The sequence below is a fragment of the Allobosea sp. GW821-FHT03A12 genome (genome assembly GCF_058986765.1).
Genome location: NZ_JBYSVZ010000003.1, coordinates 1,037,003 through 1,059,560 on the forward strand (window position 1 = coordinate 1,037,003; position 22,558 = coordinate 1,059,560).

The following is a 22,558-nucleotide window of genomic DNA, read 5'->3' on the forward strand; positions in this document are numbered from 1 at the left end:
CGGGCCGCTCAGCTGCCGAGCAGCGGCTCGAGGATCTTGTCGAATTCGGCGAGGCTGAGTGCACCGGAGCGCTTCTGCCCGTTGATGAAGAAGGTCGGGGTGGAGTCCACGCCAGCCTTGGCCCCACCTTCCTTAACCTGCGTGACAGCGTCGTAAATGTCCTGACGTTTCAGGCAGGCCTCGAAAGATTCCTGTGTGAAACCGGCCTGCTTGACCAGGCTCGAGAGCGCATCGACGGGCTTTTCGGTGAAGGCCCAGTTGCGCTGCTGCGCGAACAGCAGGTCGGTCAGCGGGTAGTATTTGTCGGTGCCGTTGCAGCGCGCCAGCATGAAGCCGGCGGTGGCGAGCGGATCGAGGGGGAACTCGCGCAGCACGAAGCGCACCTTGCCGGTGTCGATGTACTTCGCCTTCAACGCCGGCCAGGTGTCCTTGTGGAAATTGGCGCAGTGGCTGCAGGTCAGCGAGGCGTATTCGATGATCGAGACCTTGGCGTCGGCATTGCCGAGCCAGACATCGCCGAGCGGGTTGGCGACGCCGGGAAGCGTCTGGGCCGAGGCGCCCTGGCTGGCGAGAAGCGGCGAGAGGGCCAAGGCGGCGGAGCCGATCAACACCTGGCGGCGGCTGGTCATGCGGAAATCCCTGTGGCGAGTTGGTCGCTGCGGACCATAGTCGCCAGCAGGATTGTGGCAAGATCGGTTCGTCGCATCCCGCTCACGAAGCCGTGTCGTCGCCCGCGGCCTGGCGCCGCTGCGCGATACCGCGCCCGAGCCGCGCCAGCGCCTCGCGCAACTCCGCACTTTCGACGCCCGCGACCTGCGCATCGATCCGCGCCAATACGGCCGGATCCGGCGGCGGAGCCGGCTTTGGCGCAGACGGCAGCGCGACGGGCCCCTGCTTCAGCACCAGCTTGCCGACGGCGCGCCAGCCGAGATGGCTGTTGACGCGTTCCAGCACCAGCGGCCCGAGCTGCTGCATCTCCAGCGCAAAGGCGCCTTCGACCCGCACCACCAGTGTCGCTGGATCCGAGGCTTCTCCGGGTGCGCCACGCCGCCGCGGCCAGTCGATCTTGAGCGGCCGTGTGCGCTGCGCCAGCCGCTCGCCGACGATCTCCGGCCAGAAGGCGACGACCGAGCGTCCCGCAAAACCCTGCGCGGCGAGCGCAGGCGCGAGGCAGTCGTCGATCAATTCGGCGAGGGGCTTTGCAGGCATGGGCTATTTTGCGACGGGAGCCGTGCGGCGGCAAGCAGATCAACCAGCCGCCCTGTGGGCGCGCCATTCCGCTGCGGTGATCTCCCAGATTTCCGCGGGATGCTCGCCGGAGACGAAGCTGTGCGTCTCGACACCGACCATGCGCATGCCGCTGCTCTGCGATATCCGGCGCGAAGCGATGTTCTCCACCGCTTTCGGCGCCCGTAGCAGATCGCGCCCGAGCACCTCGAACCAGAAGTCGGTCGCGGCGACGACCGCCTCGCTCATCAGGCCTTGGCCGCGCCATTCGGGCGCGATCCAGAAGCCGCGATTGTTCTTCTCTCCGATCAGCAGGCTGATCACGCCGATTAGCCGTCCGGGGTCCGCTTTTGGGCGCAGACTCCAATGCCATTCCTTGCCCTCGGCCATACCGGGCAGCGCGACACCGCGCAGGAAGCTCTCTGCGCCATCGGGCGGATAGGGCCAGGGGATATGGCTGGCGAGGAAGCGCACGATCTCCCATTGCGGAAAAACCGTCTGGATCGCTGCCGCGTCGTCGAGCGCCAGCGGTTTGAGCAGCAATCTTTCGGTTGCGAGGTTGGGAACGACATTGGCCATGATCGACAGGATTAGCTGCAATTGCTCAGTGGGTCAGCCAGCGAAATGCCCGTTTCAGGAAGGCACGGCCATCGGCCCGGACCGGCGTTCCGTGCGCCATCAGGATCTTCTCGGCAGGCCATGACAGCAGCCGCTCGGCAGCTGCTCGGGCCGCCTTCCTGTCGGTGAAGGCGAGGCGGAACTTCCTCGGCACGGAGGGTTCTGAAGCGAGCATCAGGTCCCATTTCGCGATGAGCGCGCGCCAGCCGCTGAACCAGCGCGGCGGAAACTGCTGCAGCAGGTCGGTGAACAGCACCGTGCCGCTCTTGGCATGAAAGAAGACGACTTCGGTCGTGATCGCATTGCCCGCCATGACGACATGGGCGATCTCGTTCGCCCAGGGCAGGATCGCCTGGTCGGTGACCTCGGTGTCGAAGGCGAGGTCTTTGCGCTTCTGCTGCAATCCGGGCGCGGCATAGAGGCGAGCCTCGGGATAGGCCTGCTTCCAGCTCGCGATGAACAGGTCGTGCAGGGAGTTGGGCGCGACGAGATGGCGGACGGAGCCGAGCGATGCGAGCTCCGTCTTGAGCTCGTCGCTCAGCGCGACTGGCGACCAGACGAACAGCTCTCCGTCAGCGAGGCGGATCACGGCCATGCGTGTCGGGTAGTTGAAACCGAGCGCGGCCGTCACTTGCGGACCGCTCGCGATCCAGATCTCGGGACCGAACTCTTCCAGCATCGCCATCACGACCGCTCCACCTCATCCGGTCTGCGAGAGATTCCCGCCGGCCGCAGACATTCATATGACGGTTCATACTGAGCTTGCCTGTCCCGCCCGACGCATTACACCGGACATCATGGACGCCCCCGCTCCCCAGCCCCGCGCCGCCGATCTCCTCGCCTGGTATGACCGCCACCGGCGCGTCCTGCCCTGGCGGGCGCTGCCGGGCGAGCGGGCCGACCCTTACCGTGTCTGGGTCTCCGAGATCATGCTGCAGCAGACCACGATCGCGGCGGTGAAACCCTATTTCGAGCGCTTCATGGCGCGCTTCCCGAGCGTCGAGGCCTTGGCCTCCGCGCCGTCTGAGAACGTCATGCAGGCCTGGGCCGGTCTCGGCTATTACTCCCGCGCCCGCAATCTCCATGCCTGCGCCAAGGCGGTCGCGGATCAGCATGGCGGCCGCTTCCCCGATACGGAAGAGGGGCTGCGCGCTTTGCCGGGCATCGGCGTCTATACGTCGGGAGCCGTCGCGGCGATCGCCTTCGACCGGCCGGCGGTTGCGGTCGACGGCAATGTCGAGCGGGTGATCACCCGGCTCTTCGCGATCGAGGACGAGATGCCCTCAGCCAAGCCGCTGATCCGCGAGCGGGTCCTGGCCTTGCTGTCGCATGAGCGGCCCGGCGACTTCGCGCAGGCGCTGATGGATCTGGGCGCCACGATCTGCACGCCGCGCTCGCCGGCCTGCGGGCTCTGTCCCTGGCGCGAGCTCTGCCGGGCGCGGATCGAGGGCACGCAGGAGAGCTTCCCGCGCAAGGCGGCGAAGAAGACCGGCAAGACCCGCTATGGCGTGGCCTTCGTCGCGATGCGCGAGGATGGCGCGGTGCTGGTCCACACCCGGCCGGCCAAGGGCTTGCTCGGCGGCATGGTCGAGGTGCCCGGCAGCGACTGGCGGGCCGACTATGAGCCCGGCGATGCCCTGCGCGATCAGCCGGTGCCGGCTCAATGGCGTCGGCTGATGCTGCCGGTCCGCCATGTCTTCACGCATTTCCCGCTGGAGCTGACGGTGTTCGCTGGGCGCGTGCCGCTGGAAACGCAGGCGCCGGAGGGCATGCGCTTCACCCCGTTCAGCCGGCTGAAGGAGGAGGCGTTCCCGAACGTCTTCCTGAAGGCGCTCGAAGCGGGACTGGAAGAGTTGCAGCGGGCTTAGGCCGCTGCCATCTGCGTCCTGATCTCACCGCGCAGGACATCGAGCAGCATGGCTTTGCCCTCGCGCTCGACATGCCAGAAGGTCCAGCCATTGCAGGCCGGCAGCCCTTGGGCCAGCGCACCGACCTTGTGGATCGAGCCGACGGCGGGACCGAGCACCAGCGTGCCGTCGGCGCGGATGATTGCGCTGTGACGGCGCTTCTCGTCGAAGACGGTCTCGCCCGCCCTGACCAGCCCGGCCTCGACCAAGCTGAGGAAGGGCACGCGCGGCTCGCTGCGCTTCGACGGCGCGGTGGCGAAGGCTTCCGGCGGCAGCGGCTGCACCGCGGCGATGCGCTCGCGCGCCGCCTGGGCATAGACCTGCTCGCGCTCGATGCCGATGAAGTGGCGGCCGAGCGCCTTGGCGACGGCGCCGGTCGTGCCGGTGCCGAAGAAGGGATCGAGCACGACGTCGCCGGGATTGCTGGCCGAGAGCAGCACCCGGGCGAGCAGCGATTCGGGCTTCTGGGTCGGATGGACCTTGGCGCCCTTCTCGTCCTTCAGGCGTTCCTCGCCAGTGCAGAGCGGCAGATACCAGTCCGAGCGCATCTGCAGGTCGTCATTGCCGCCCTTCAGCGCCTCGTAGTGGAAGGTGTATTTGGACGCTTCGCCGCGCGCCGCCCAGATCAGCGTCTCATGCGCATTGGTGAAGCGCCGGCCGCGGAAATTCGGCATCGGGTTGGCTTTGCGCCAGACGATGTCGTTCAGCATCCAGAAGCCGAGATCCTGCAGGATCGAGCCGACCCGGAAGATGTTGTGATAGGAGCCGATCACCCAGAGCGCGCCGTCCGGCTTCAGCGCGCGGCGGCAGGCCGAAAGCCAGGCGCGGGTGAAAGCGTCGTAATCGGCGAAGGAGGCGAACTTGTCCCAGTCGTCGTCGACGGCGTCGACGAGGCTGTCGTCGGGTCGGCGCAGATCGCCGCCGAGCTGGAGATTATAGGGCGGGTCGGCGAAGACGAGGTCGACGCTGCCCGGCGGCAGGGCCTCGATCGCGGCGACGCAATCACCGACGATCACCTGGTCGAGCGGAAGCTCGCGAGGCGGGAGGATCTGAGAGGGAAGAAGGCTCTTGGCCTTCATCCGGGCCCCCAGCGCGGGCCGTCCGGTACGCGAAACCTGAATCCGGACGGGAGCGCTGGCGGTCCCGGTACGCGAGGTACTCATGACGCCAAGACCGTTACGCAACTTCAACAGTCGCGATCCTGGCCGGTCAGGGTAAAGGTCGGGTTTCCAGCTTGAAAAAAATGCGTCCCATTCTGGGGCTGCAGATTTTGCCTAGCCTATTGATTATGTTTGGAAATTTGTAACGGAAGTTAAGGAAGGGTAACCGGCCCGGAGCTGCCGTTGGGGGAGGCGTCCAACGGGCGCGCCTTCCCTTCTCCCCTTGCGGGAGAAGGTGGCCCGGAGGGCCGGATGAGGGGGCGCACTACCCTATCCGGCGTCAGCGCATATCAAGCGCGAAGGCTGTAATCGTCGCGCGACCACTCATCCGTCTCGGCTTCGCCGAGCCACCTTCTCCGGCAAGGGGAGAAGGGAGGCGTGGCTCGTCATTGACGCTATCCCGCCCGCGCCCAGAAGCCCTTGATCGGCGCGAAGGAAAAGCGATGTGCGGGGCAGGGGCCGTGTTCCTTGATGGCAGCGCGGTGCTTGGCCGTCCCGTAGCCGGCATGACCGGCGAAGCCATAGGCCGGATAGAGCAGGCCGAGCCGCGCCATCATCCGATCGCGCATCACCTTGGCGACGATCGAGGCTGCGGCGATCGAGGCGATCAGCCCATCGCCGCCGATGATCGCCTCGCAGCCGCAGGCCAGCGCTGGCGGATCGTTGCCGTCGACCAGGACGAGATCGGGCGAGAGCGGCAGCGCCCCGACCGCGCGCCGCATCGACAGCAGGGTCGCCTGCCGGATGTTGATCGTGTCGATCTCGGTCGCCGAGGCGCTGCCGACGCCGACCGCCAGGGCGCTGGCGAGGATTTGGACGCAGAGCTCTTCGCGGCGCTGGGCGCTGAGTTCCTTCGAATCGGCGAGCCCGTCCGGAATCGCCAAGGGGTCGAGGATGACTGCGGCGGCGACGACCGGGCCGGCGAGCGGGCCGCGCCCGACCTCGTCCACGCCGGCGACGCGGGCGCGCCCGGCAATCATCGCGGCCTGCTCGCGGCTGAAATCGGCGGTCATGGCTTCGCTATGCCAGATCAAGGCTCGAAGGTCTGCCGCTGCCAGTGCCACATCCACAACTCAGCCGGGCTGCAGAAAGAAGGCGCGCAAGGCTTCCGCAGCCGCCAGCGGGCGAGCTTCCGGGAAGAAATGCCCACCGGGAACGGCCTTACCTTCCACATGATCCGCCCAGCGGCGCCAGATCGCGAGCGGCCCGCCATCGGCTTCATACCATTGTGCCAGAGCGCCCTCGGAACTCCACAGGGCGAGCGTGGGACAGGTGATGCGCCGCTCGTTTCGCTGGTCCTCGGCGTCGTGCTCTCGGTCGATTCCGGCCGCGGCCCGGTACTCCTCGCAGATCGCGTGGATATGGCTGGGATCGCTGAGGGCGGCGACGTAGGCGTCCCGCGCCGCGGCTGAAAAAGTCGAGGCTGGCGTGCCCCAGCCGTTCAGCGCACTGTCGATGATCGCGTCCGGGGCTGCCGCGAGCAGCCGCTCCGGCAGGGGCTCGGGCTGGGCGAGCAGCGTCCACGGCCAGAATCCGAGCGCAAAGCGGGCGTCGGCACGGTCCCAGGCCTCAGCTGTCGGCACGATGTCGAGCACGGCTACCTTCGCGGTCCGCTCCCGATGGTCGAGCGCCAGGCGGTAGGCGACGCGGCCGCCACGATCGTGTCCGGCCACACAGAAGCAGCGAAAACCCAGCTTCTCCATGACTGCGACCATGTCGGCGGCGAGGGCACGCTTGCTGTAGGGGGCGTGGTCGGCGGTCGAGGGCGGGCAGGAGCTCGCGCCATAACCGCGCAGGTCGGCGCAGATGACGGTGAAGTCCTTCGCTAGAAGCGGAGCGACGTCCCGCCACATCAGATGAGTCTGCGGAAAGCCGTGGAGCAGAAGAAGCGGAGGGCCCGAGCCCTTCCGGCGCAGGAAGATCGTGGCCTCGTCCGTTTCAATCGTCTCGCTGCTGAAATCGTCCATGACGGCCTCCGCCTCATGAAGCAAAACGCATGGCGGTGCGATCGGTGCCATCAGATGCTGGGCTGGGGCGCTCAGAACAGACTGAGCTGCGCCTTCTCCTTCTCCGGCTTGACGAAGAGATCGGTGCGCAAGCGTAGCCGCGTGCTGTTGAAGCCGAGCCGCTCGGCCGCCATTTCGAAGCGCCGGCCGATCATCCAGGCATAGGGGCCGGAGCCGACCTGGCGCTGGCCCCAGGCGGCGTCATAGTCCTTGCCGCCGCGGGTCGAGCGGATCAGCGAGACGACATGGCGCATCTTGTCGGGATGATGCGTCACCAGCCAGTCCTGTACGATGTCCTTCACCTCGAGCGGCAGGCGCAGCAGCACATAGCCGGCCTCACGAGCTCCCGCCGCCTTGGCGGCGTCGAGGATGCGCTCGATCTCGTGCTCATTGATCGCCGGCACGATCGGCGCCACCAGCACCGTCACCGGGATGCCGGCCTCCGAGAGCTTGCGGATCGTCTCGATGCGCTTGGCGGGAGCGGCGGCGCGCGGCTCCATGTTGCGGGCGAGCTTGGGATCGAGCGTCGTCACCGAGAGCGCGACCTTGACCAGCCCCTTCGCCGCCATCGGCGCGAGGATGTCGAGGTCGCGCTGCACCAGCGCGGATTTAGTGACGATGCCGACCGGATGGTTGAACTTCGCCAGCACCTCCAGGATCCCGCGCATGATCCGGAGCTTCTTCTCGATCGGCTGGTAGGCGTCGGTATTGGTGCCGATCGCGATGGTGCGTGGCTGGTAGCTCGGCGAGGACAGCTCCTTTTCCAAGAGCAGCGCCGCGTCGGGCTTAGCGGTCAGCTTGCTCTCGAAATCGAGGCCAGGCGAGAGGCCGAGATAGGCATGGCTCGGCCGCGCGAAGCAGTAGACGCAGCCATGCTCGCAGCCGCGATAGGGGTTGATCGAGCGGTCGAACGAAATATCGGGCGAGTCATTGCGTGTAATGATCGTGCGCGGCTTCTCGACCGAGACCTCGGTCTTGAACGGCGGCAGCTCGCCGAGCGAGCCCCAGCCGTCATCTTCGCTGATGCGCTGTTCGGCTTCGTAGCGGCCGCCGGGGTTGATCGTCGCGCCGCGCCCGCGCCGCCGCTCCGGGTCGATCTGGCTGCCGACATAGGCGAGCGGGTCGACCGGCGCCGAGACCGTGCCCGACTCGGCGTCGCGGCGCTTGAGCGGTTGCGTCCTGGCTGAGGGCCTGGCCTGCAGCATGGTTTCGTCTCCCGGCGGAATCGGTGGCTCCGAGACCAAGGAATGTGAACATAAAGGGAACAAAAGGCAAGTGACAGGATTGCGACATGTTGCAGTGCGTCATAAGCTGTCAGTCCATGATCACCGCCGTCATCCGGGCCAATCGTGACGCCGAGGCGCTCGCCGCGACCTTGTCCGTACTGATTCCGGCGGTCGCCAAGGGCGTGATCGGCCATGCCGTGGTGATCGACGAAGCTGACGATGCCGCGATCGCGCGCCTCGCCGACGAGACTGGCGCCAGCTATGTCAGGGCGAAGAACGGCGAGGCCTGGTCGTCCGGCGCTGCGCAGGCGCGCGGCGATTGGGTGATCCTGCTCGAAGCCGGTGACCTGCCCGAGCCAGCCTGGACGCCCAGCATCGAGCGGCATTTGCTGACCTCGGCGGCGCTGCCGGCTTTGATGCCGCTGCGCGGCATGGCGGCGGCCTTGCGCGAATGGGGTGCGGTCTCGCTGCGTTCGCGCGGTGTCAGGGCAGGGTTGCTCGCGCCGAAGAAGCAGATCCTCTCCGGCCGGCTGGCCCGCGCGCCGCGCCGGCTCACCGTCCGCCGCGAGCGCGCTGCGCGCTGACGCTCAGAGCTGGTTGGTGCGGAAGGTGTCGCAGCTCTGCAGCGAGCCGGACTTGAAGCCCGTGTTGAACCAGCGGGTGCGCTGGGCCGACGAGCCGTGCGTGAAGGAATCCGGCACGACCACGCCACGACCCTGCTGCTGCAGCTTGTCGTCACCGATCGCGGAAGCCGTCCGCATCGCCTCGTCGATGTCACCGGGCTCGACCCGGTCCATCGCCTGGAGATTGTAGGCCCAGACGCCGGCGAAGCAGTCGGCCTGCAATTCGACGCGCACCGAAAGCGCGTTCGATTCGCGCTCGGAGAGTCGCTGGCGCAGCTCGTTCACCTTGGGCAGGATGCCGAGCAGGTTCTGGATGTGATGGCCGACCTCGTGGCCGACGACATAGGCATAGGCGAAGTCGCCGCCGCCGCCGAGCTTGCGCTGCATCTCCTGGAAGAAGGAGAGGTCGAGATAGACCCGCTGGTCGTTGGGGCAATAGAATGGGCCCATCGCCGACTGGGCAGTGCCGCAACCCGAGCGATCGACGCCGCTGAACAGCACCAGCTTGGGCGGTACGTATTTCCGGTTGGCCTGCTGCGGCAGCACCTTCGTCCAGATGTCCTCGTTCTGCGCCAGCACGGCCGAGATGAATTTGCCCATCTCGTCCTGCGGCGGCCCGGCCGATTTGCGCTGCTCCTGCGTCGGCGCGCTGCGCCCGCCGATGCCGCCGATCATCTCGGCGCCGCCGATCAAAATGCGCGGATCGATGCCGAGCGCCCAGCCGAGCAGGCCGAGCACGACCATGGTGCCGATGCCGATGCCGCCGCGCCCGCCGGGAAGGCCGGCATATTCGCCACCACCCCCGCCGCGCCGGTCCTCGACGTTCTCGGACTGGCGGTAATCTTCCCAACGCATGCACGAACCCTTTTTGTAGCGCCGCCAATGTCGGCGAGGACGCGGCGGAACTCAAGCGTTGCCGTCAGCGCGGCTGCCCGCTATTTGGCCTCGCCGCGCGAGACGTCGGTGATCATCCGCGCGAGCAGGTAAAGCCGCGGCACGATCGAATCCAACGCGACATATTCATTCTGGTTCGAATGCGAGCCGAAACCCCTGAGGCCGAAGCCTTCGATCACCGGCCCCTTGGCCTGGAGCGCGGCATAGGCAGCGTCGGTTCCGCCGCCGGTCGCTCTTTCCGCGATGGTCAGCGGCCGGCCGATCTCGTCGAAGATGCGCTTGGCATGCGCACCGAGCGCCTTGCTGGCCTCGGTCGGCGCCAGAGGCGGGCGCCCGCGCGTGAAGGTCGCCTCCACCACCGTATCGGGGATGAGCTTGTTCTGGATGCGCTCCTTCACCGCCGCCTCGATCAAGTCGAAATCGGCCATGCGCAGCGCCCGCATGTCGCCTTGCGCCTTCGCCTCTGCCGGAATCGCGTTGCTGACCAAGCCGGCCGAGGCGAGCGTCCAGTTCAGCTTGAGGCCCATCTCCGGCTTGGAGAGATCGCGCATCTGCAGGATCTGGTGGGAGAGTTCGTAGAGCGCGTTGCGGCCCATTTCCGGCGAGCTGCCGGCATGCGAGGCCCGCCCGGTGACCTTGAGCTGCACCGAGCCGATGCCACTGGTGGCGAGGCGGAGCGTGTCCTGGGCGATATTCGAGCCCTCGCAGGAAAACACCGCATCCTGTTCGGCCGCGATCTTCGTGATCAGCGCCCTGGAGCCCGCCGAGCCGATCTCCTCGTCGCCATTGATCAGGACGGTGAGCGTGCCGTAGTCCCTGGCCGCGATCTTGTTGAGCAGCGCGACGGTGTGGAGGATCAGGGCGATGCCGTGCTTGTCGTCGGCGATGCCGAGGCCATAGGCCTTGTCGCCCTCGATCCGGAAAGGCTGCTGGGCCAGCATGCCCTTGGCGTAGACCGTGTCCATATGCGCCAGCAGCAGGATCTTCCTGGTGCCGCTGCCCTTGAAGCGCGCGAGCGCGATCTTGCCGGGCGATCGCGCCGGCTCGGCCGAGTCGATCAGCTCCGTCTCGCCGCCGAGGGCCTTCAGGCGATCGGCGATCAGGGCGGCGATCGTCGCCAGCCCCTGCGCATCCCGCGAGCCGGATTCGATCGAGACCAGCTTTTCGAGCGTCGCGAGATAGGCTGGCTTTTCGGCCTCGGCTGCGTCGAGAACGGGCTTTTGCGGTGCTGCCAAGGCCGGAGCGGCCAGCAGCAGCGCGGCGATCACGGCGCTGCGGGCGATTCTGGTCGCGAACATCATGTCCTCCCTCGCCGGTTCCGTCAGAGGCGTCTCAGTTCCTGCGCCTGCCGCCGGAAACGCTCAATGATAGCCCGCATCGGCTTTCACCTTGCCCCGGAACGTCCAGTACACGAAGGCCGTGTAGAACAGGATCATCGGCAGCAGGAAGGTCACGCCGATCAGCACGAAGACATGCGAGGACGGTGCTGCCGCCGTGTCCCAGATCGTCAGGTCGGGCGGCACGAGATAGGGATAGTTCGAGATCGCGAGCCCGAGGAAACAGAGCAGGAAGATCGCGATGGTGAAGGCAAAGGGCGTGAACTCGTGCGCCCCGTGGAGGCGCTTCCAGGCCATGTAGCCGCAGAAGGCGGTCAGCACCGGGAAGGGCCAGAGCAGCATCAGGTTCGACGGCGTGAACCAGCGTTCGGCGATGCGCGGATGCGCATAGGGCGTCCAGAGCGAGACCAGCGCGGCGAAGGCGAGCAGGCAGAGCAGCAGGGTCTTGGCCTGGCGGCGGGCGCGATCGGCAACCGGCCCCTCGGTCTTGAAGACGAGCCAGGTCGCGCCGAGCAGGGCATAGCCCACGACGACGCCGGCGCCGCACATCAGCGAGAACGGCGTCAGCCAGTCGAACGGGCCGCCGGCGAACTGCCTGTCGGCGACCTTGATGCCCTGGATCAGTCCGCCGAGGATGACGCCCTGGGAGAAGGCGGCGGCGGTGGAGCCGAGCCAGAAGGCGAGATCCCAGATCCGGTGCCTGGGCTTGGCCACCCAGCGGAATTCGAAGGCGACGCCGCGGAAGATCAAGGACAGCAGCATCAGCGTCACCGGCAGGTACAAGGCCGGCATGATCACGGAATAGGCGAGCGGGAAAGCGACCCAGAGGCCCGCGCCTCCGAGCACCAGCCAGGTCTCGTTGCCGTCCCAGAACGGCGCGACCGAGTTCATCATCTGGTCGCGCTCGCTTTCGTCCCCGGTCGTCGGGAACAGGATCGCGATGCCGAGGTCGAATCCGTCGAGCACGACATAGAGCATCACGGCGGTGCCGATCAGCCCGGCCCAGATCACGGGGAGATACCATTCCATAATAGTTCTCCTCAGCTTGCCGGCTGGATCTTGTCGTCGCCGGGATGGCCGTCACCGAAGATGGCGGAGGCCGGAGCCTGCGCCGCCTTGAGCGGCCGCTTCGATGGCTGCTCGGGCGGATCCTCCGGGCTGATCTCGTCCGGCCCCTTGGCGACCAGGCGGTTGATCAGCGCGATGCCGGCGGCGAAGACGACGCAATAGACGAAGACGAACAGCGCCAGCGAGATCGCGACCTCGGCGGTGGTGATCGGCGAGACCGCATCCTTGGAGCGCAGGATGCCGGTGGCGACCCAGGGCTGGCGCCCGACCTCGGTGACGAACCAGCCGGCGAGAATGGCGACGAAGCCGGCCGGCCAGCTGTACTGGGCGATCCACAGCCAGCGCCGCGACTCGAAGAGGCGGCCGCGCCACCAGAGCCATGCTCCTACCCAGCCGAAGATGATCATCAGCGTGCCGAGCCCGACCATCAGCCGGAAGCCGAAGAAGGGGATCAGCACCGGCGGGCGGTCCTGCACGGCGAAGTCCTTCAGGCTCGGGAACAGCGCATCCATGCTGCCATGGGTGAGCAGGCTGGCGACGCCGGGAATCGCGATCTCGAAGCGGTTGAGCTCGGCCTTCTCGTCCGGCCAGGCGAAGAGCACGAGCGCGCCGGGCTTGGAGGAATCCCAGTGCGCCTCGATGGCGGCGAGCTTGGCCGGCTGGTAGATTGCGGTCTGCTTGCCGTGGAAGTCGCCGATCAACGCCTGCAACGGCGCGGTCAGCGCGATCATCAGGATCGCCATGCGCACCATCGTCCTGGCCGATTCGGTTCGGTGGCCGGCAAGCAGATGGCGCGCCCCGGTCGCCAGCACCACGAAGGCGGTGGTCAGATAGGCGGCGGTCATCATGTGCGCATAGCGCAGCGGGAAGGTCGGGCTGAACACGATCTTCATCCAGTCGACGGGGTAGACGATGCCGTCGCGGACTTCGTGCCCGACCGGATACTGCATCCAGCTATTGGCCGAGAGGATCCAGAAGCCCGACAGCGCCGTGCCGCCTGCGACGATGACGGCGGAGAGGAAATGCAGCCAGGGCGGCACCCGCTTCCAGCCGAAGAGCAGCACGCCGAGGAAGGAGGCCTCCAGGAAGAAGGCGCTGAGCACCTCGTAGCCGATCAGCGGACCCAGTACATTGCCGGTGACCGCCGAGAACCGGCTCCAGTTCGTGCCGAACTGGTAGGACAGCACGATGCCGGAGACCACGCCCATGGCGAAGGACACGGCGAAGATCTTGGTCCAGAACCGGGCGAGGAGATGGAACTTCTGGTCGCCGGTCTTCAGCCACAGGCCGAGCAACGTCGCGATATAGGCCGAGAGCCCGATCGTGAAGGCCGGGAAGACGATGTGGAAGGAGATCGTGAAGGCGAACTGGATGCGTGACAGCAGAAAGGCGTCGATTTCCATCGCATCGCTCCGGCGTGCCGGCCACGGATCGCCATGGCCGAATGACCCTGCTGGTTGCAGCGTCTACTTTGCACTCGGAATAATCAAGGCGATGCGACAGGGCAGCCGGTGCCGATGCCGCAGTGGCATCGCGCCGCTGCGTCAAAGCGCGGCGAGGGCGGCCTTGAGCGCGCGCAGGTCGCGCCAGGCCAGGCGCTTCTGCAAGGGCTGGCGCAGCAGGTAAGCCGGGTGCAGCGTCGCGATCGCCCGGATCATGCGCGTGCCGGTGTCGTATTCCATCCAGCGCCCGCGCGAGGCCAGGATGCCGGAGACGCCCAGCAGCCCCTGCGCCGAGGGGCCGCCGATGCAGACCAGGACATCCGGATCGACCAGTTCGATCTGGCGCTGGATGAAGGGCAGGCAGATCGCGACCTCCTGCGGCGTCGGCGTGCGGTTGCCGGGCGGGCGCCAGGGCAGGAGATTGGCGATGTAGACATGCTCCTGCCGGTTGAGCCCGATCGCCGCCAGCATCCGGTCGAGCAGTTGTCCTGAGCGGCCGACGAAGGGCAGGCCGATCCGGTCCTCGTCGGCGCCGGGTGCTTCGCCGACGAACATCACCTTCGCGGCCGGGTTGCCGTCGGCGAAGACCAGGTTCTTGGCGGTCGCCTTGAGCGGGCAGCCCTCGAAGCTCGCCAGTGCCGTCTTGAGCGCGTCCAGCGTCGTCGCCTCGCGCGCCAGCGCCCGGGCCGACAGCGCCGCCTCGTCCGGCGGGGTGGCCGCAGCCACGGCCACAGGGCGCCGTGGCGCCTGCTGCGCAGTGGAGACTGAGCGTGCGACAGGCTGTCGCGCCGGTTCCGGTGCGGCTGCGAAATGGTCGTGCGACGTCTCGTCGAGCGCCTCGGTCACACCCATTTCGGCGTACCAGGCGATCAGTTCGGCTGCGGAGACGGCATCGAGGGACATGGGAGGCAGGATACCGCGCCGCTTGGGCCGAAGCGAGCCTGTTCGCTGTTGCAAAATGAACGGGAGCCCCGGATAGAGGAATTCCAATCAACTTGGCGGCAGTGCTTGGCGGGTTGATCAAGATAGTTCATATATAAACTATCTAACAATGAAGACGCGCGGGTGGAGGGCAGGATGGATCTGAAGGAAGCGCAGAGCACGCCGCGCGAGAGCATGGACTATGACGTCGTCATTGTCGGCGCAGGTCCCGCCGGGCTCGCTGCCGCGATCCGGCTGAAACAGCTCGACGAGGCTATCTCGGTCGTCGTGGTCGAGAAGGGCTCCGAGGTCGGCGCGCACATCCTCTCCGGCGCGGTCATCGATCCGATCGGGCTCGACAAGCTCCTGCCGGACTGGCGCGAGGACGAGGCCCGCCCGCTGCATACCCAGGTGACTGAGGACGTCTTCTATTTCCTCGGCCCGGCCGGCGGCGCGCGCCTTCCCAATTTCGCCATGCCGAAGCTGATGAACAATCACGGCAACTTCGTCGGCTCGCTCGGCCTGGTCGCGCGCTATCTCGCGGCGCGCGCCGAGGCGCTCGGCGTCGAGATCTATCCGGGCTTCGCCGCCGCCGAACTGCTCTATAACGAAGACGGCTCGGTCGCCGGCATCGCCACCGGCGACATGGGCATCGCCAAGGACGGCACGGTCTCCGACCGCTTCACCCGCGGCATGGAATTGCGCGGCCGCTACACGCTGCTCGGCGAGGGCGCGCGCGGCTCGCTCTCCAAGATAGCGATCAAGCGTTTCGCGCTCGACGAGGGCCGCGAGCCGCAGAAATACGGCATCGGCCTCAAGGAAATCTGGCAGGTCAAGCCGGAGAAGTTCAAGAAGGGGCTGGTGCAGCACTCCTTCGGCTGGCCGCTCGACATGTCGACCGGCGGCGGCTCCTTCCTCTACCATTTCGACGACAACCTGGTTTCGGTCGGCTTCGTCGTCCATCTCAACTATTCCAACCCGACGCTCTCGCCCTTCGACGAGTTCCAGCGCTTCAAGACCCATCCGATGATCCGCGACGTCTTCGAGGGCGCCAAGCGGCTCTCCTACGGCTCGCGCGCCATCACGGAGGGCGGCTGGCAGTCGGTGCCGAAGCTGACCTTCCCGGGCGGGGCGCTGATCGGCTGCTCGGCCGGCTTCGTCAACGTGCCGCGCATCAAGGGCAGCCACAACGCCATCCTCTCGGGCATGCTCGCGGCCGAGCATCTCGTGCCGGCGCTGGCGGCTGGGCGCTCGCATGACATGGTCGACGGCATCGAGGACAGCTGGCGCGCCTCCGAGATCGGGCGCGATCTCAAGCTGGTGCGCAACGTCAAGCCGCTCTGGTCCAAGCTCGGCACGATCGGCGGCGTCATGCTCGGCGGCATCGACATGTGGATGAATCAGCTCTTCGGCTGGTCGCCCTTCGGCACGCTGAAGCATGGCAAGCCGGACCATGCCACGCTGAAGCCGATCGGCATGGTCAAGCCGATCGTCTATCCCAAGCCCGACGGCAAGATCTCCTTCGACAAGCTCTCCTCGGTCTTCCTCTCGGCGACCAATCACGAGGAGGACCAGCCGGCGCATCTGAAGCTGACCGACCCCAACGTGCCGGTGCTGCAGAACCTGCCGATCTATGGCGAGCCGGCGCGGCTCTATTGCCCGGCCGGCGTCTACGAGGTTGTCTATGCCGACCCGGAGAAGCAGTCTCTGCCGCGCTTCGTGATCAACGCGCAGAACTGCGTCCACTGCAAGACCTGCGACATCAAGGACCCCGCCCAGAACATCACTTGGACCGTGCCAGAAGGGGCCGGCGGTCCGAACTACTCGAACATGTGATCGCGCTGGCGGCCGATTCTGTTTTGGCCCTGAAATTTGAAAGGCCGCGCGGCTTGGACCGCGCGGCCTTTTTCATTGTTTGCCCTGAAATGGGGACGAATCAGCCCTTGCGGACGATCGGAGCCGGCTTCTCGGGTTCCTTGGTGGCGCAGCCGCCGGCAATGCCGGCGAGCGTGAGAACGGCCGCGAGCGCGAGCGAGACCTTCTTCATCTGGGAGCACCTTTGACGAATCGCCGCGAAGTCGCGGCAAAGCCAAGGCTACGCCTGAAAAATTGACCGAATCCATCAAACCGACCGGCCTGGCCCGGGCGGCTGTGTCTTTTTCACGTCAGCGTGACAACGATAACGCAGAGCGGCGTGCAACTCTTGTCGGCAGGCCTGGAAACGGCCATGTTGACCGCCTAATCGTTCAGGTCACGGTCCCGTCCACGGACCAGTCCCCGGCGGCCGGGGCGGACCGAGGGAGAATGTCGAACGTGACGTTTCAGATCAACGGCCGTAGCGCCGCTCTTGTGCTGGCGTTTGTCGCGGGTTTGCATGTCGGCATGCCGGCTCTCGCGCAGGCGCGCCCGGTCGATAAGTTCGAGCCGGCCGAAAGCCTCGAAGGTAATTATCTCGCGGCCGTGGTGGCCGGTTCAGCCCGTGATCTCGGTGCGGCCTCGATCTATCTGCGCGAGGCGATCCGGAACGATCCGCAGAACAGTGAGCTGCTTGAGCGTGGCTTCGTCGCCTTCCTCGCCGACGGCGCGATGAACGAGACCTTCCGCGCCGCCGAGAAGCTGATCCAGCGCGACGCCACCAACGGCCTTGCCCAGCTCGCGCTCGGCGTGCGCGCGCTGAAGCAGAAGAACTACGCCGCCGCCCGCACCCAGCTGCAGCGTGGCGGCCGCGGCCGTTCCGCCGACATCACCGCGACCTTGCTCGCCGCTTGGGCCTATTCCGGCTCTGGTGAGACCAATCGCGCCATCGATACGCTGGAGCGCCTCAAGGGCGAATCGACCTTCGACCGCTTCCGCGATTTCCATGCCGGGCTGATCCTCGACATCGCCGGCCGTCGCAACGATGCCAACCGCCGGCTCAAGGCGGCCTATGAGGCCGAGAAGACCAATTTGCGTCTCGTCGATCTCTGGGCGCGCCAGCAGGCGCGCACGGGCGACAGCGAGGCAGCCCTGGCGACGCTGAACGATTTCGAGCGCAACGTCCGCCCGAACCATCCGGTGGTGCGCGACGCCATCGCCAAGATCGGCAGCAAGGAGCCGCTGCAGCGCATCGTCGGCAACACCCAGCAGGGCGCCGCCGAAGTGCTCTACGGGCTCGCCAGCGCCGGGATCCTGCAGGGCGACGAGGCGACCGCGCTGCTCTATCTGCGCTTCGCGGTCTACCTCGATCCCGGCCACGACCTCGCCGTTCTGACGCTGGCGGACATCCTGGAGCGCGCCAAGCAGACCGAGGATGCGGTGCAGGTCTATCGGCGCATGCCGGAGAACTCGCCGCTGCGCCCGGTCGCCGACATCCAGATCGGGCTCGGTCTCGAGCAGCTTGGCAAGACCGATGAGGCGACCAAGCATCTCGAGGGGATCATCGTCGCTCGCCCCGACGACATCGACGCGATCTCGGCGCTCGGCAACATCTATCGCTCGCGCAAGCGCTTCGAGGAGGCCGCGGCGACCTATGACAAGGCGGTCGCCAAGCTCGGTACGCCCAGCCGTGCCAACTGGGACCTCTTCTATTCGCGCGGCATCGCCTATGAGCGCACCAAGAAATGGCCGCAGGCCGAGGCCGACCTGCGCAAGGCGCTGGAGCTGATGCCGGAGGCGCTCGGGCGCGAGCGCGCTTTGGTGCTCAACTATCTCGGCTATTCGCTGGTCGACCAGAACCTCAAGCTCGAAGAGGCGCTCGGAATGCTGCGCCGCGCCGTCGAGCTTCGGCCGCGTGACGGCTACATCATCGACTCGCTCGGCTGGGCGCATTACCGCCTCGGCCGCTATGAGGAGGCGGTGAGCGAGCTGGAGAAGGCGATGGAGCTGCGTCCCTCCGATCCCGTGATCAACGACCATCTCGGCGACGTCTACTGGAAGACCGGGCGCTATCTCGAGGCGCGCTATCAGTGGAACTACGCCCGCGATCTCGGCCCGGAGCCGGAGGACCTGGCCCGGATCCAGCGCAAGATCGAGAAGGGCCTCGAGGATCCGGCGCCTTCCGCCAATGCGGCCGAGCCGAAGAAGGATGGCGGCTGACCCTTGTCCGCCGGCAGACTGGCGACCCGCGCCCCGGCCAAGGTCAACCTCTCCCTGAGTGTCCTCGGCCGGCGCGCTGACGGCTATCATGAGCTCGACAGCCTCGTCGCCTTCGCCGGTGTCGGCGACGCGCTGAGCCTGACGCCGGGCGAGCCTGGCGATATGCAGATTTCGGGACCGTTTGCCGCCGGACTGTCGACGGGGCCCGACAACCTCGTCCTCAAGGCCGAGCGCGCATTGCGCGAGGAGATCGCCGGCCTGCGCTCCGGCCGCTTCCACCTCGTCAAGCGCCTGCCGGTCGCCTCTGGCATCGGCGGCGGCTCGGCCGATGCCGCGGCAGCGCTGCGCCTGCTGGCACGGCTCAACGACTTGCCATTGTCACACCCCGCGTTGCTCGCCGCTGCCGGCCGGATCGGCGCCGACGTTCCGGTCTGCCTGGAGGCGCGCGCCCGTATCATGCGCGGCATCGGCGATCAGCTCGGTCCGCCCTTGCGCCTGCCGCGGCTGTTCGCGCTGCTGGTCAATCCGGGTGTCGCGGTCGAGACGGCGCCGGTATTCCGCGCGCTCGGCTTACAGGCAGGGCAGGGACATGCGGGCGCCGTCGCGGCGCTCAAGGCGGAAGCGGCTTCGCTGACGACCCCGGCATCCCTGATCGCTGCCTTGGCCGCCACCGGCAACGATCTCGAAGCGCCGGCCCACGCCGTCGCGCCGGTGATCGGCGAGGTGCTGTCAGCGCTGTCGGCCTCGCCCGGCTGCCGGCTGGCGCGCATGTCGGGCTCGGGCGCGACCTGCTTCGCCCTGTTCGACGATTGTCGCGCAAGTGCCGCGGCGGGAAAGCGCCTGGCGCATGACCGGCCGGATTGGTGGGTGAAGCCTACGATGATAGGTTGAGCCCGCTTTCGAGACCTCGCAATGCTCTATGCCGCCGTCTTGCCGTTGATTGCCCTGATGTTCGCGGCAGGGCCGGCGCTCGCACAGGCCAGGCAACCGGCGACGGACGTGGTCGTCAATGTGGAGCAACAGGCCGAGGCCGAACGGTTGCGAGCCTGTCCCAGCGGTCGTTGGCGCTGGGACGGAAATGAGTTTGAAACGCCAGTAGTCCGGGCCGCAAAGGAACTGGATGTCCCTGGAGGACGTCTGATCGGCATCGACCGCGGCGAATGGGGTGGCGAGCTCCGTTTCCGGTTACTCACGGGGCAGGAGAGTGTTCTTTCTCACGACAACGTCGTGGGTCTGTTGCCGGTCAAGGATGGCGCGATCATCCTGTTCGGCCTCACCCACCTTGGCATGAATCGTGGCTATGCGATGTTGGCGCGACAGAAGGACAACGTCTGGTCGCTGACCTTGATCGACAAGCTGCCTGGCAGGCCTGTCGCCATCAGTACGCTCGGAGACAATGGGGGTGTGCTGGGCGAGCACTTCGCCGTAGCAACCCGCCCCGGAGGCGACATTCGCGCCAAGGCGTCCATCACAATCGTCAATAGGCGTTTTGCTTCAAACGGAGCACGTTGCATTGGTGAGCGGCAGCGGCGCGGATCAGGGTAGATTGCAGTCAGGTGTAGTCGTGCGGTGGCACGGACCAATCTGCCGCGTCGTTCGCTCGTGAGGTGGTGATGCGTCCATTGCATGGCCGGTCGGATTGGTGGGTGAAGCCGACTGTGCTGAGATAAGCGCCACCACTCGCCCGGAAGGCGCATCATGACGCTGGCCTCTTTCCTTGCCTATGTCGGCGTCGCGGTGCTGGTGATCTGCACGCCGGGCCCGGACACCGCATTGACCATCCGCAACACCCTGTTCGGCGGCCTGCTGACCGCGTTCGGCGTCGCGACCGGACTGTCGCTCTGGGCGCTGGCGACCAGCCTCGGCCTCGTCGCGCTGCTGGTGGCGAGCGAGCCGGTCTTTCGCGCCATCCAGTATGCCGGCGCCGCCTATCTGATCTATCTCGGCCTCATGGCGCTGAAGGAGGCTTTTCGCGGCGGTCCGGCCTCGTCGGTTGCTGCTGAGCTGTCGCCGCCGCGCCGGCTCGCCCCCGCGACGGCCTACCGGCAAGGGCTGGTCAGCAATCTCGGCAATCCCAAGATCGCGGTCTTCTTCGCGAGCCTCTTGCCGCAGTTCGCGGCTGGCCGCGGCAGCTTCACCACGCTCTTCCTGCTCGGTCTGGTCTTCGCCGCGATGACGCTGCTCTGGCTCTCGGCCTATGCGCTCGTCGTCGCCAAGGCCGGCGACGTGCTGCGGCGCTCGCAGGTCAGGCGCGTCATCGAGGCGGTGACGGGCGGGCTCCTGCTGGCGCTGGGCTTGAGGATCGCGGCGGAGCAGCGCTGAACGGCCGAGCCCGTTCTATCGCAGGCTGGGCAGCAGCCCCTTGAGCATCAATAGCCCTATCGTCGCGACGGTCGTCGCATCCCGGATCGCGCCGCTCTCGATCATCGCAACGACCTCCGCCACCGGGATGCGGCGCGTGACGAGCCCTTGCTCTTCGTGGTCGAGGCGCTGCGTTACGGCGGTGAGCTGTCGTGCCAGGAAGACGTGGCAGCCCTGGTTTGAGTAGCCGTAGCATTCGTAGAGATAGCCGACGCGGATGATCTCGCCGGCTTCGAGCCCGGTCTCCTCGCGCAGCTCGCCGCGGGCGACGTCGAGCGGATCGGCTCCCGGCGCGGTTTCCCAGGAGCCTTGCGGCACCTCCCAGAAGCGCCCGCCGACCGGGTAGCGGTATTGCTCGACGAGGTGAAAGTCGCCGTTCTCCTCGATCGCGGCGATCGCCACGAAATCGGTCTTCTCGACGACGCCGTAGATGCCCGTCGATCCGTCCTGGCGGAGGATCTCGTCTTCTCGGACCCTCATCCAGCGGTTCTCATAGACGAGCCGGGACGACAGCGTCTTGATTTCCGCCTTCGGATCGGAGGTCACAAAGGATCGCCTCAGTGCGCCCGCGCCACGCAGAAATCGACGGCGTCGTTGAGCGCCTGTTTCATCGGCGATGACGGGTAAAGGCCGAGCGCGTCCTTCGCCATCTTGGCGTAGTGGCGGGCGCGCTCGATCGTGTCGGCCAATGCGCCGTGCTTGCGCATCAGCGCCTGCGCGGCCTCGAGATCGCCGTCACGGACCTCGCCTTCCTGCAGGGTGCGACGCCAGAAGGCGCGCTCGTCCTCGTTGCCCCGGCGGAAGGACAGGACCACTGGCAGCGTGATCTTGCCCTCGCGGAAGTCGTCGCCGACATTCTTGCCGAGCTGGCCCGAGGAGCCGCCATAGTCGAGCGCGTCGTCGACGAGCTGGAAGGCGATGCCGAGATTGAGCCCGTAGCTGCGGCAGGCGGCGGCCTCGCCCTTGGACGAGCCGGCGATCACCGGCCCGACCTCGCAGGCGGCGGCGAAGAGCTCGGCAGTCTTGCCGCGGATCACGGCGAGGTACTCGTCCTCGGTCGTCTCGGTGTTCTTGGCGGCGGCGAGCTGCATCACCTCGCCCTCGGCGATGACGGCTGCGGCGGTCGAGAGGATGTCGAGAGCGCGCAGCGAGCCGACCTCGACCATCATCTTGAAGGCCTGGCCGAGCAGGAAATCGCCGACCAGCACGCTCGCCTCGTTGCCCCAGAGCATGCGGGCCGCAGCCTTGCCGCGGCGCATGTCGCTCTCGTCGACGACATCGTCGTGCAGCAGCGTCGCCGTATGCATGAACTCGACGCTAGCCGCGAGCTTGACATGGCCCTCGCCGCGATAGCCGCACAGCGCCGCCGTCGCCAGCGTCAGCATCGGCCGCAGGCGCTTGCCGCCCGAGGAGATCAGATGGTTCGCCACCTCCGGGATCATCGTGACCTCGGAACCGGTGCGCGACAGGATCATCGCGTTGACGCGTTCCATGTCGGCGCGCGTCAGCCCGACCAGCGGCTCGATGCCGCCCTGGCTGGTGTCCTTGTCTTCGAAAGCTACGACGACGCCCACGCGCAAACTCCGGCCTCATTCCCGCGCAACCGCGCGCTATGCCCTTGCCACAAAGGTCGCATGCGTGGCCAGCCCCGGCAATCCTTTCGCGACGCAGCAGTTTGACGCTGCGCTGCGGCC

At 67.0% G+C, this 22,558-nt stretch carries 22 protein-coding genes; 7 read left to right on the top strand and 15 right to left on the bottom strand.

Annotated elements, in window-relative coordinates:
• Window positions 1-8 precede the first annotated feature (8 nt).
• From AC3WLC_RS12415 to AC3WLC_RS12430, 4 genes are all read right to left on the bottom strand, one after another.
• On the bottom strand, window positions 9-629 hold the full coding sequence (locus tag AC3WLC_RS12415) for a DsbA family protein (protein WP_291672922.1): 621 nt from the start codon (window positions 627-629) through the stop codon (window positions 9-11).
• A gap of 82 nt (window positions 630-711) precedes the next feature.
• Window positions 712-1,209, bottom strand: a complete 498-nt coding sequence (locus AC3WLC_RS12420) for a DUF721 domain-containing protein (protein WP_493684219.1) — start codon at window positions 1,207-1,209, stop codon at window positions 712-714.
• 39 nt (window positions 1,210-1,248) lie between these two features.
• On the bottom strand, window positions 1,249-1,827 hold the full coding sequence (locus AC3WLC_RS12425) for a GNAT family N-acetyltransferase (protein ID WP_493684220.1): 579 nt from the start codon (window positions 1,825-1,827) through the stop codon (window positions 1,249-1,251).
• A gap of 4 nt (window positions 1,828-1,831) precedes the next feature.
• Complete coding sequence (locus tag AC3WLC_RS12430; protein ID WP_493684552.1) at window positions 1,832-2,524, bottom strand: DUF4336 domain-containing protein; 693 nt, start codon at window positions 2,522-2,524, stop codon at window positions 1,832-1,834.
• 118 nt (window positions 2,525-2,642) lie between these two features.
• Here AC3WLC_RS12430 and mutY point away from each other — a divergent pair, with 118 nt between their 5' ends.
• Complete coding sequence (mutY, locus tag AC3WLC_RS12435) at window positions 2,643-3,713, top strand: A/G-specific adenine glycosylase (RefSeq protein WP_493684221.1); 1,071 nt, start codon at window positions 2,643-2,645, stop codon at window positions 3,711-3,713.
• Here mutY and AC3WLC_RS12440 read toward each other — a convergent pair.
• The 4 genes from AC3WLC_RS12440 to AC3WLC_RS12455 form a co-directional block, all read right to left on the bottom strand.
• Window positions 3,710-4,915 (bottom strand): site-specific DNA-methyltransferase, encoded by a 1,206-nt coding sequence (locus AC3WLC_RS12440; protein WP_493684222.1) that lies wholly within the window; start codon window positions 4,913-4,915, stop codon window positions 3,710-3,712. The two genes, mutY and AC3WLC_RS12440, sit on opposite strands and share 4 nt — an antisense overlap.
• A 392-nt stretch (window positions 4,916-5,307) precedes the next feature.
• Window positions 5,308-5,925, bottom strand: coding sequence for a ribonuclease HII (gene rnhB, locus AC3WLC_RS12445; RefSeq protein ID WP_493684223.1), 618 nt, complete (start codon window positions 5,923-5,925; stop codon window positions 5,308-5,310).
• A gap of 60 nt (window positions 5,926-5,985) precedes the next feature.
• Complete coding sequence (locus AC3WLC_RS12450; protein WP_493684224.1) at window positions 5,986-6,879, bottom strand: alpha/beta fold hydrolase; 894 nt, start codon at window positions 6,877-6,879, stop codon at window positions 5,986-5,988.
• A gap of 71 nt (window positions 6,880-6,950) precedes the next feature.
• Window positions 6,951-8,123, bottom strand: a complete 1,173-nt coding sequence (locus tag AC3WLC_RS12455; RefSeq protein WP_493684225.1) for a PA0069 family radical SAM protein — start codon at window positions 8,121-8,123, stop codon at window positions 6,951-6,953.
• A gap of 116 nt (window positions 8,124-8,239) precedes the next feature.
• Here AC3WLC_RS12455 and AC3WLC_RS12460 point away from each other — a divergent pair, with 116 nt between their 5' ends.
• Complete coding sequence (locus AC3WLC_RS12460; RefSeq protein ID WP_493684226.1) at window positions 8,240-8,728, top strand: hypothetical protein; 489 nt, start codon at window positions 8,240-8,242, stop codon at window positions 8,726-8,728.
• Window positions 8,729-8,731: 3 nt separating this feature from the next.
• Here the strand turns inward: AC3WLC_RS12460 and ypfJ are convergent, their stop codons facing one another.
• The 5 genes from ypfJ to AC3WLC_RS12485 all read right to left on the bottom strand — a co-directional run bounded on the left by ypfJ (window position 8,732) and on the right by AC3WLC_RS12485 (window position 14,411).
• Window positions 8,732-9,622: a KPN_02809 family neutral zinc metallopeptidase gene (gene ypfJ, locus AC3WLC_RS12465; protein WP_346361279.1), complete on the bottom strand. Its 891-nt coding sequence runs from the start codon at window positions 9,620-9,622 to the stop codon at window positions 8,732-8,734.
• Window positions 9,623-9,702: 80 nt separating this feature from the next.
• Entirely contained in the window at window positions 9,703-10,959 is a 1,257-nt protein-coding gene (locus AC3WLC_RS12470) for a M20/M25/M40 family metallo-hydrolase (protein ID WP_493684227.1), read from the bottom strand.
• Between the two features lie 63 nt (window positions 10,960-11,022).
• Complete coding sequence (gene cydB / locus AC3WLC_RS12475; protein WP_493684228.1) at window positions 11,023-12,027, bottom strand: cytochrome d ubiquinol oxidase subunit II; 1,005 nt, start codon at window positions 12,025-12,027, stop codon at window positions 11,023-11,025.
• A gap of 11 nt (window positions 12,028-12,038) precedes the next feature.
• Window positions 12,039-13,469: a cytochrome ubiquinol oxidase subunit I gene (locus AC3WLC_RS12480; RefSeq protein ID WP_493684229.1), complete on the bottom strand. Its 1,431-nt coding sequence runs from the start codon at window positions 13,467-13,469 to the stop codon at window positions 12,039-12,041.
• A gap of 141 nt (window positions 13,470-13,610) precedes the next feature.
• The gene (locus tag AC3WLC_RS12485) at window positions 13,611-14,411 is read right to left on the bottom strand and encodes a uracil-DNA glycosylase (RefSeq protein WP_493684230.1); all 801 of its coding nucleotides are present in this window, start codon (window positions 14,409-14,411) and stop codon (window positions 13,611-13,613) included.
• Window positions 14,412-14,585: 174 nt separating this feature from the next.
• On the opposite strand from AC3WLC_RS12485, the gene AC3WLC_RS12490 reads away from it, so the two are divergent.
• From AC3WLC_RS12490 to AC3WLC_RS12510, 5 genes are all read left to right on the top strand, one after another.
• Window positions 14,586-16,265, top strand: a complete 1,680-nt coding sequence (locus tag AC3WLC_RS12490) for an electron transfer flavoprotein-ubiquinone oxidoreductase (RefSeq protein ID WP_493684231.1) — start codon at window positions 14,586-14,588, stop codon at window positions 16,263-16,265.
• A 468-nt stretch (window positions 16,266-16,733) separates the two neighbouring features.
• Complete coding sequence (locus AC3WLC_RS12495; RefSeq protein ID WP_493684232.1) at window positions 16,734-18,503, top strand: tetratricopeptide repeat protein; 1,770 nt, start codon at window positions 16,734-16,736, stop codon at window positions 18,501-18,503.
• A 3-nt stretch (window positions 18,504-18,506) separates the two neighbouring features.
• Window positions 18,507-19,394, top strand: coding sequence for a 4-(cytidine 5'-diphospho)-2-C-methyl-D-erythritol kinase (locus AC3WLC_RS12500; protein ID WP_493684233.1), 888 nt, complete (start codon window positions 18,507-18,509; stop codon window positions 19,392-19,394).
• 21 nt (window positions 19,395-19,415) lie between these two features.
• Complete coding sequence (locus tag AC3WLC_RS12505) at window positions 19,416-20,048, top strand: hypothetical protein (protein WP_493684234.1); 633 nt, start codon at window positions 19,416-19,418, stop codon at window positions 20,046-20,048.
• 153 nt (window positions 20,049-20,201) lie between these two features.
• Window positions 20,202-20,825 carry a LysE family translocator gene (locus AC3WLC_RS12510; RefSeq protein WP_493684235.1) on the top strand — a complete coding sequence of 208 codons (624 nt, stop codon included), beginning with the start codon at window positions 20,202-20,204 and terminating at the stop codon, window positions 20,823-20,825.
• Between the two features lie 15 nt (window positions 20,826-20,840).
• On the opposite strand, the gene AC3WLC_RS12515 is transcribed toward AC3WLC_RS12510, so the two are convergent.
• Both AC3WLC_RS12515 and AC3WLC_RS12520 read right to left on the bottom strand, forming a co-directional pair.
• Window positions 20,841-21,410 (bottom strand): NUDIX domain-containing protein, encoded by a 570-nt coding sequence (locus tag AC3WLC_RS12515; RefSeq protein WP_493684236.1) that lies wholly within the window; start codon window positions 21,408-21,410, stop codon window positions 20,841-20,843.
• 11 nt (window positions 21,411-21,421) lie between these two features.
• The gene (locus AC3WLC_RS12520; protein ID WP_493684237.1) at window positions 21,422-22,438 is read right to left on the bottom strand and encodes a polyprenyl synthetase family protein; all 1,017 of its coding nucleotides are present in this window, start codon (window positions 22,436-22,438) and stop codon (window positions 21,422-21,424) included.
• Window positions 22,439-22,558: the final 120 nt, after the last annotated feature.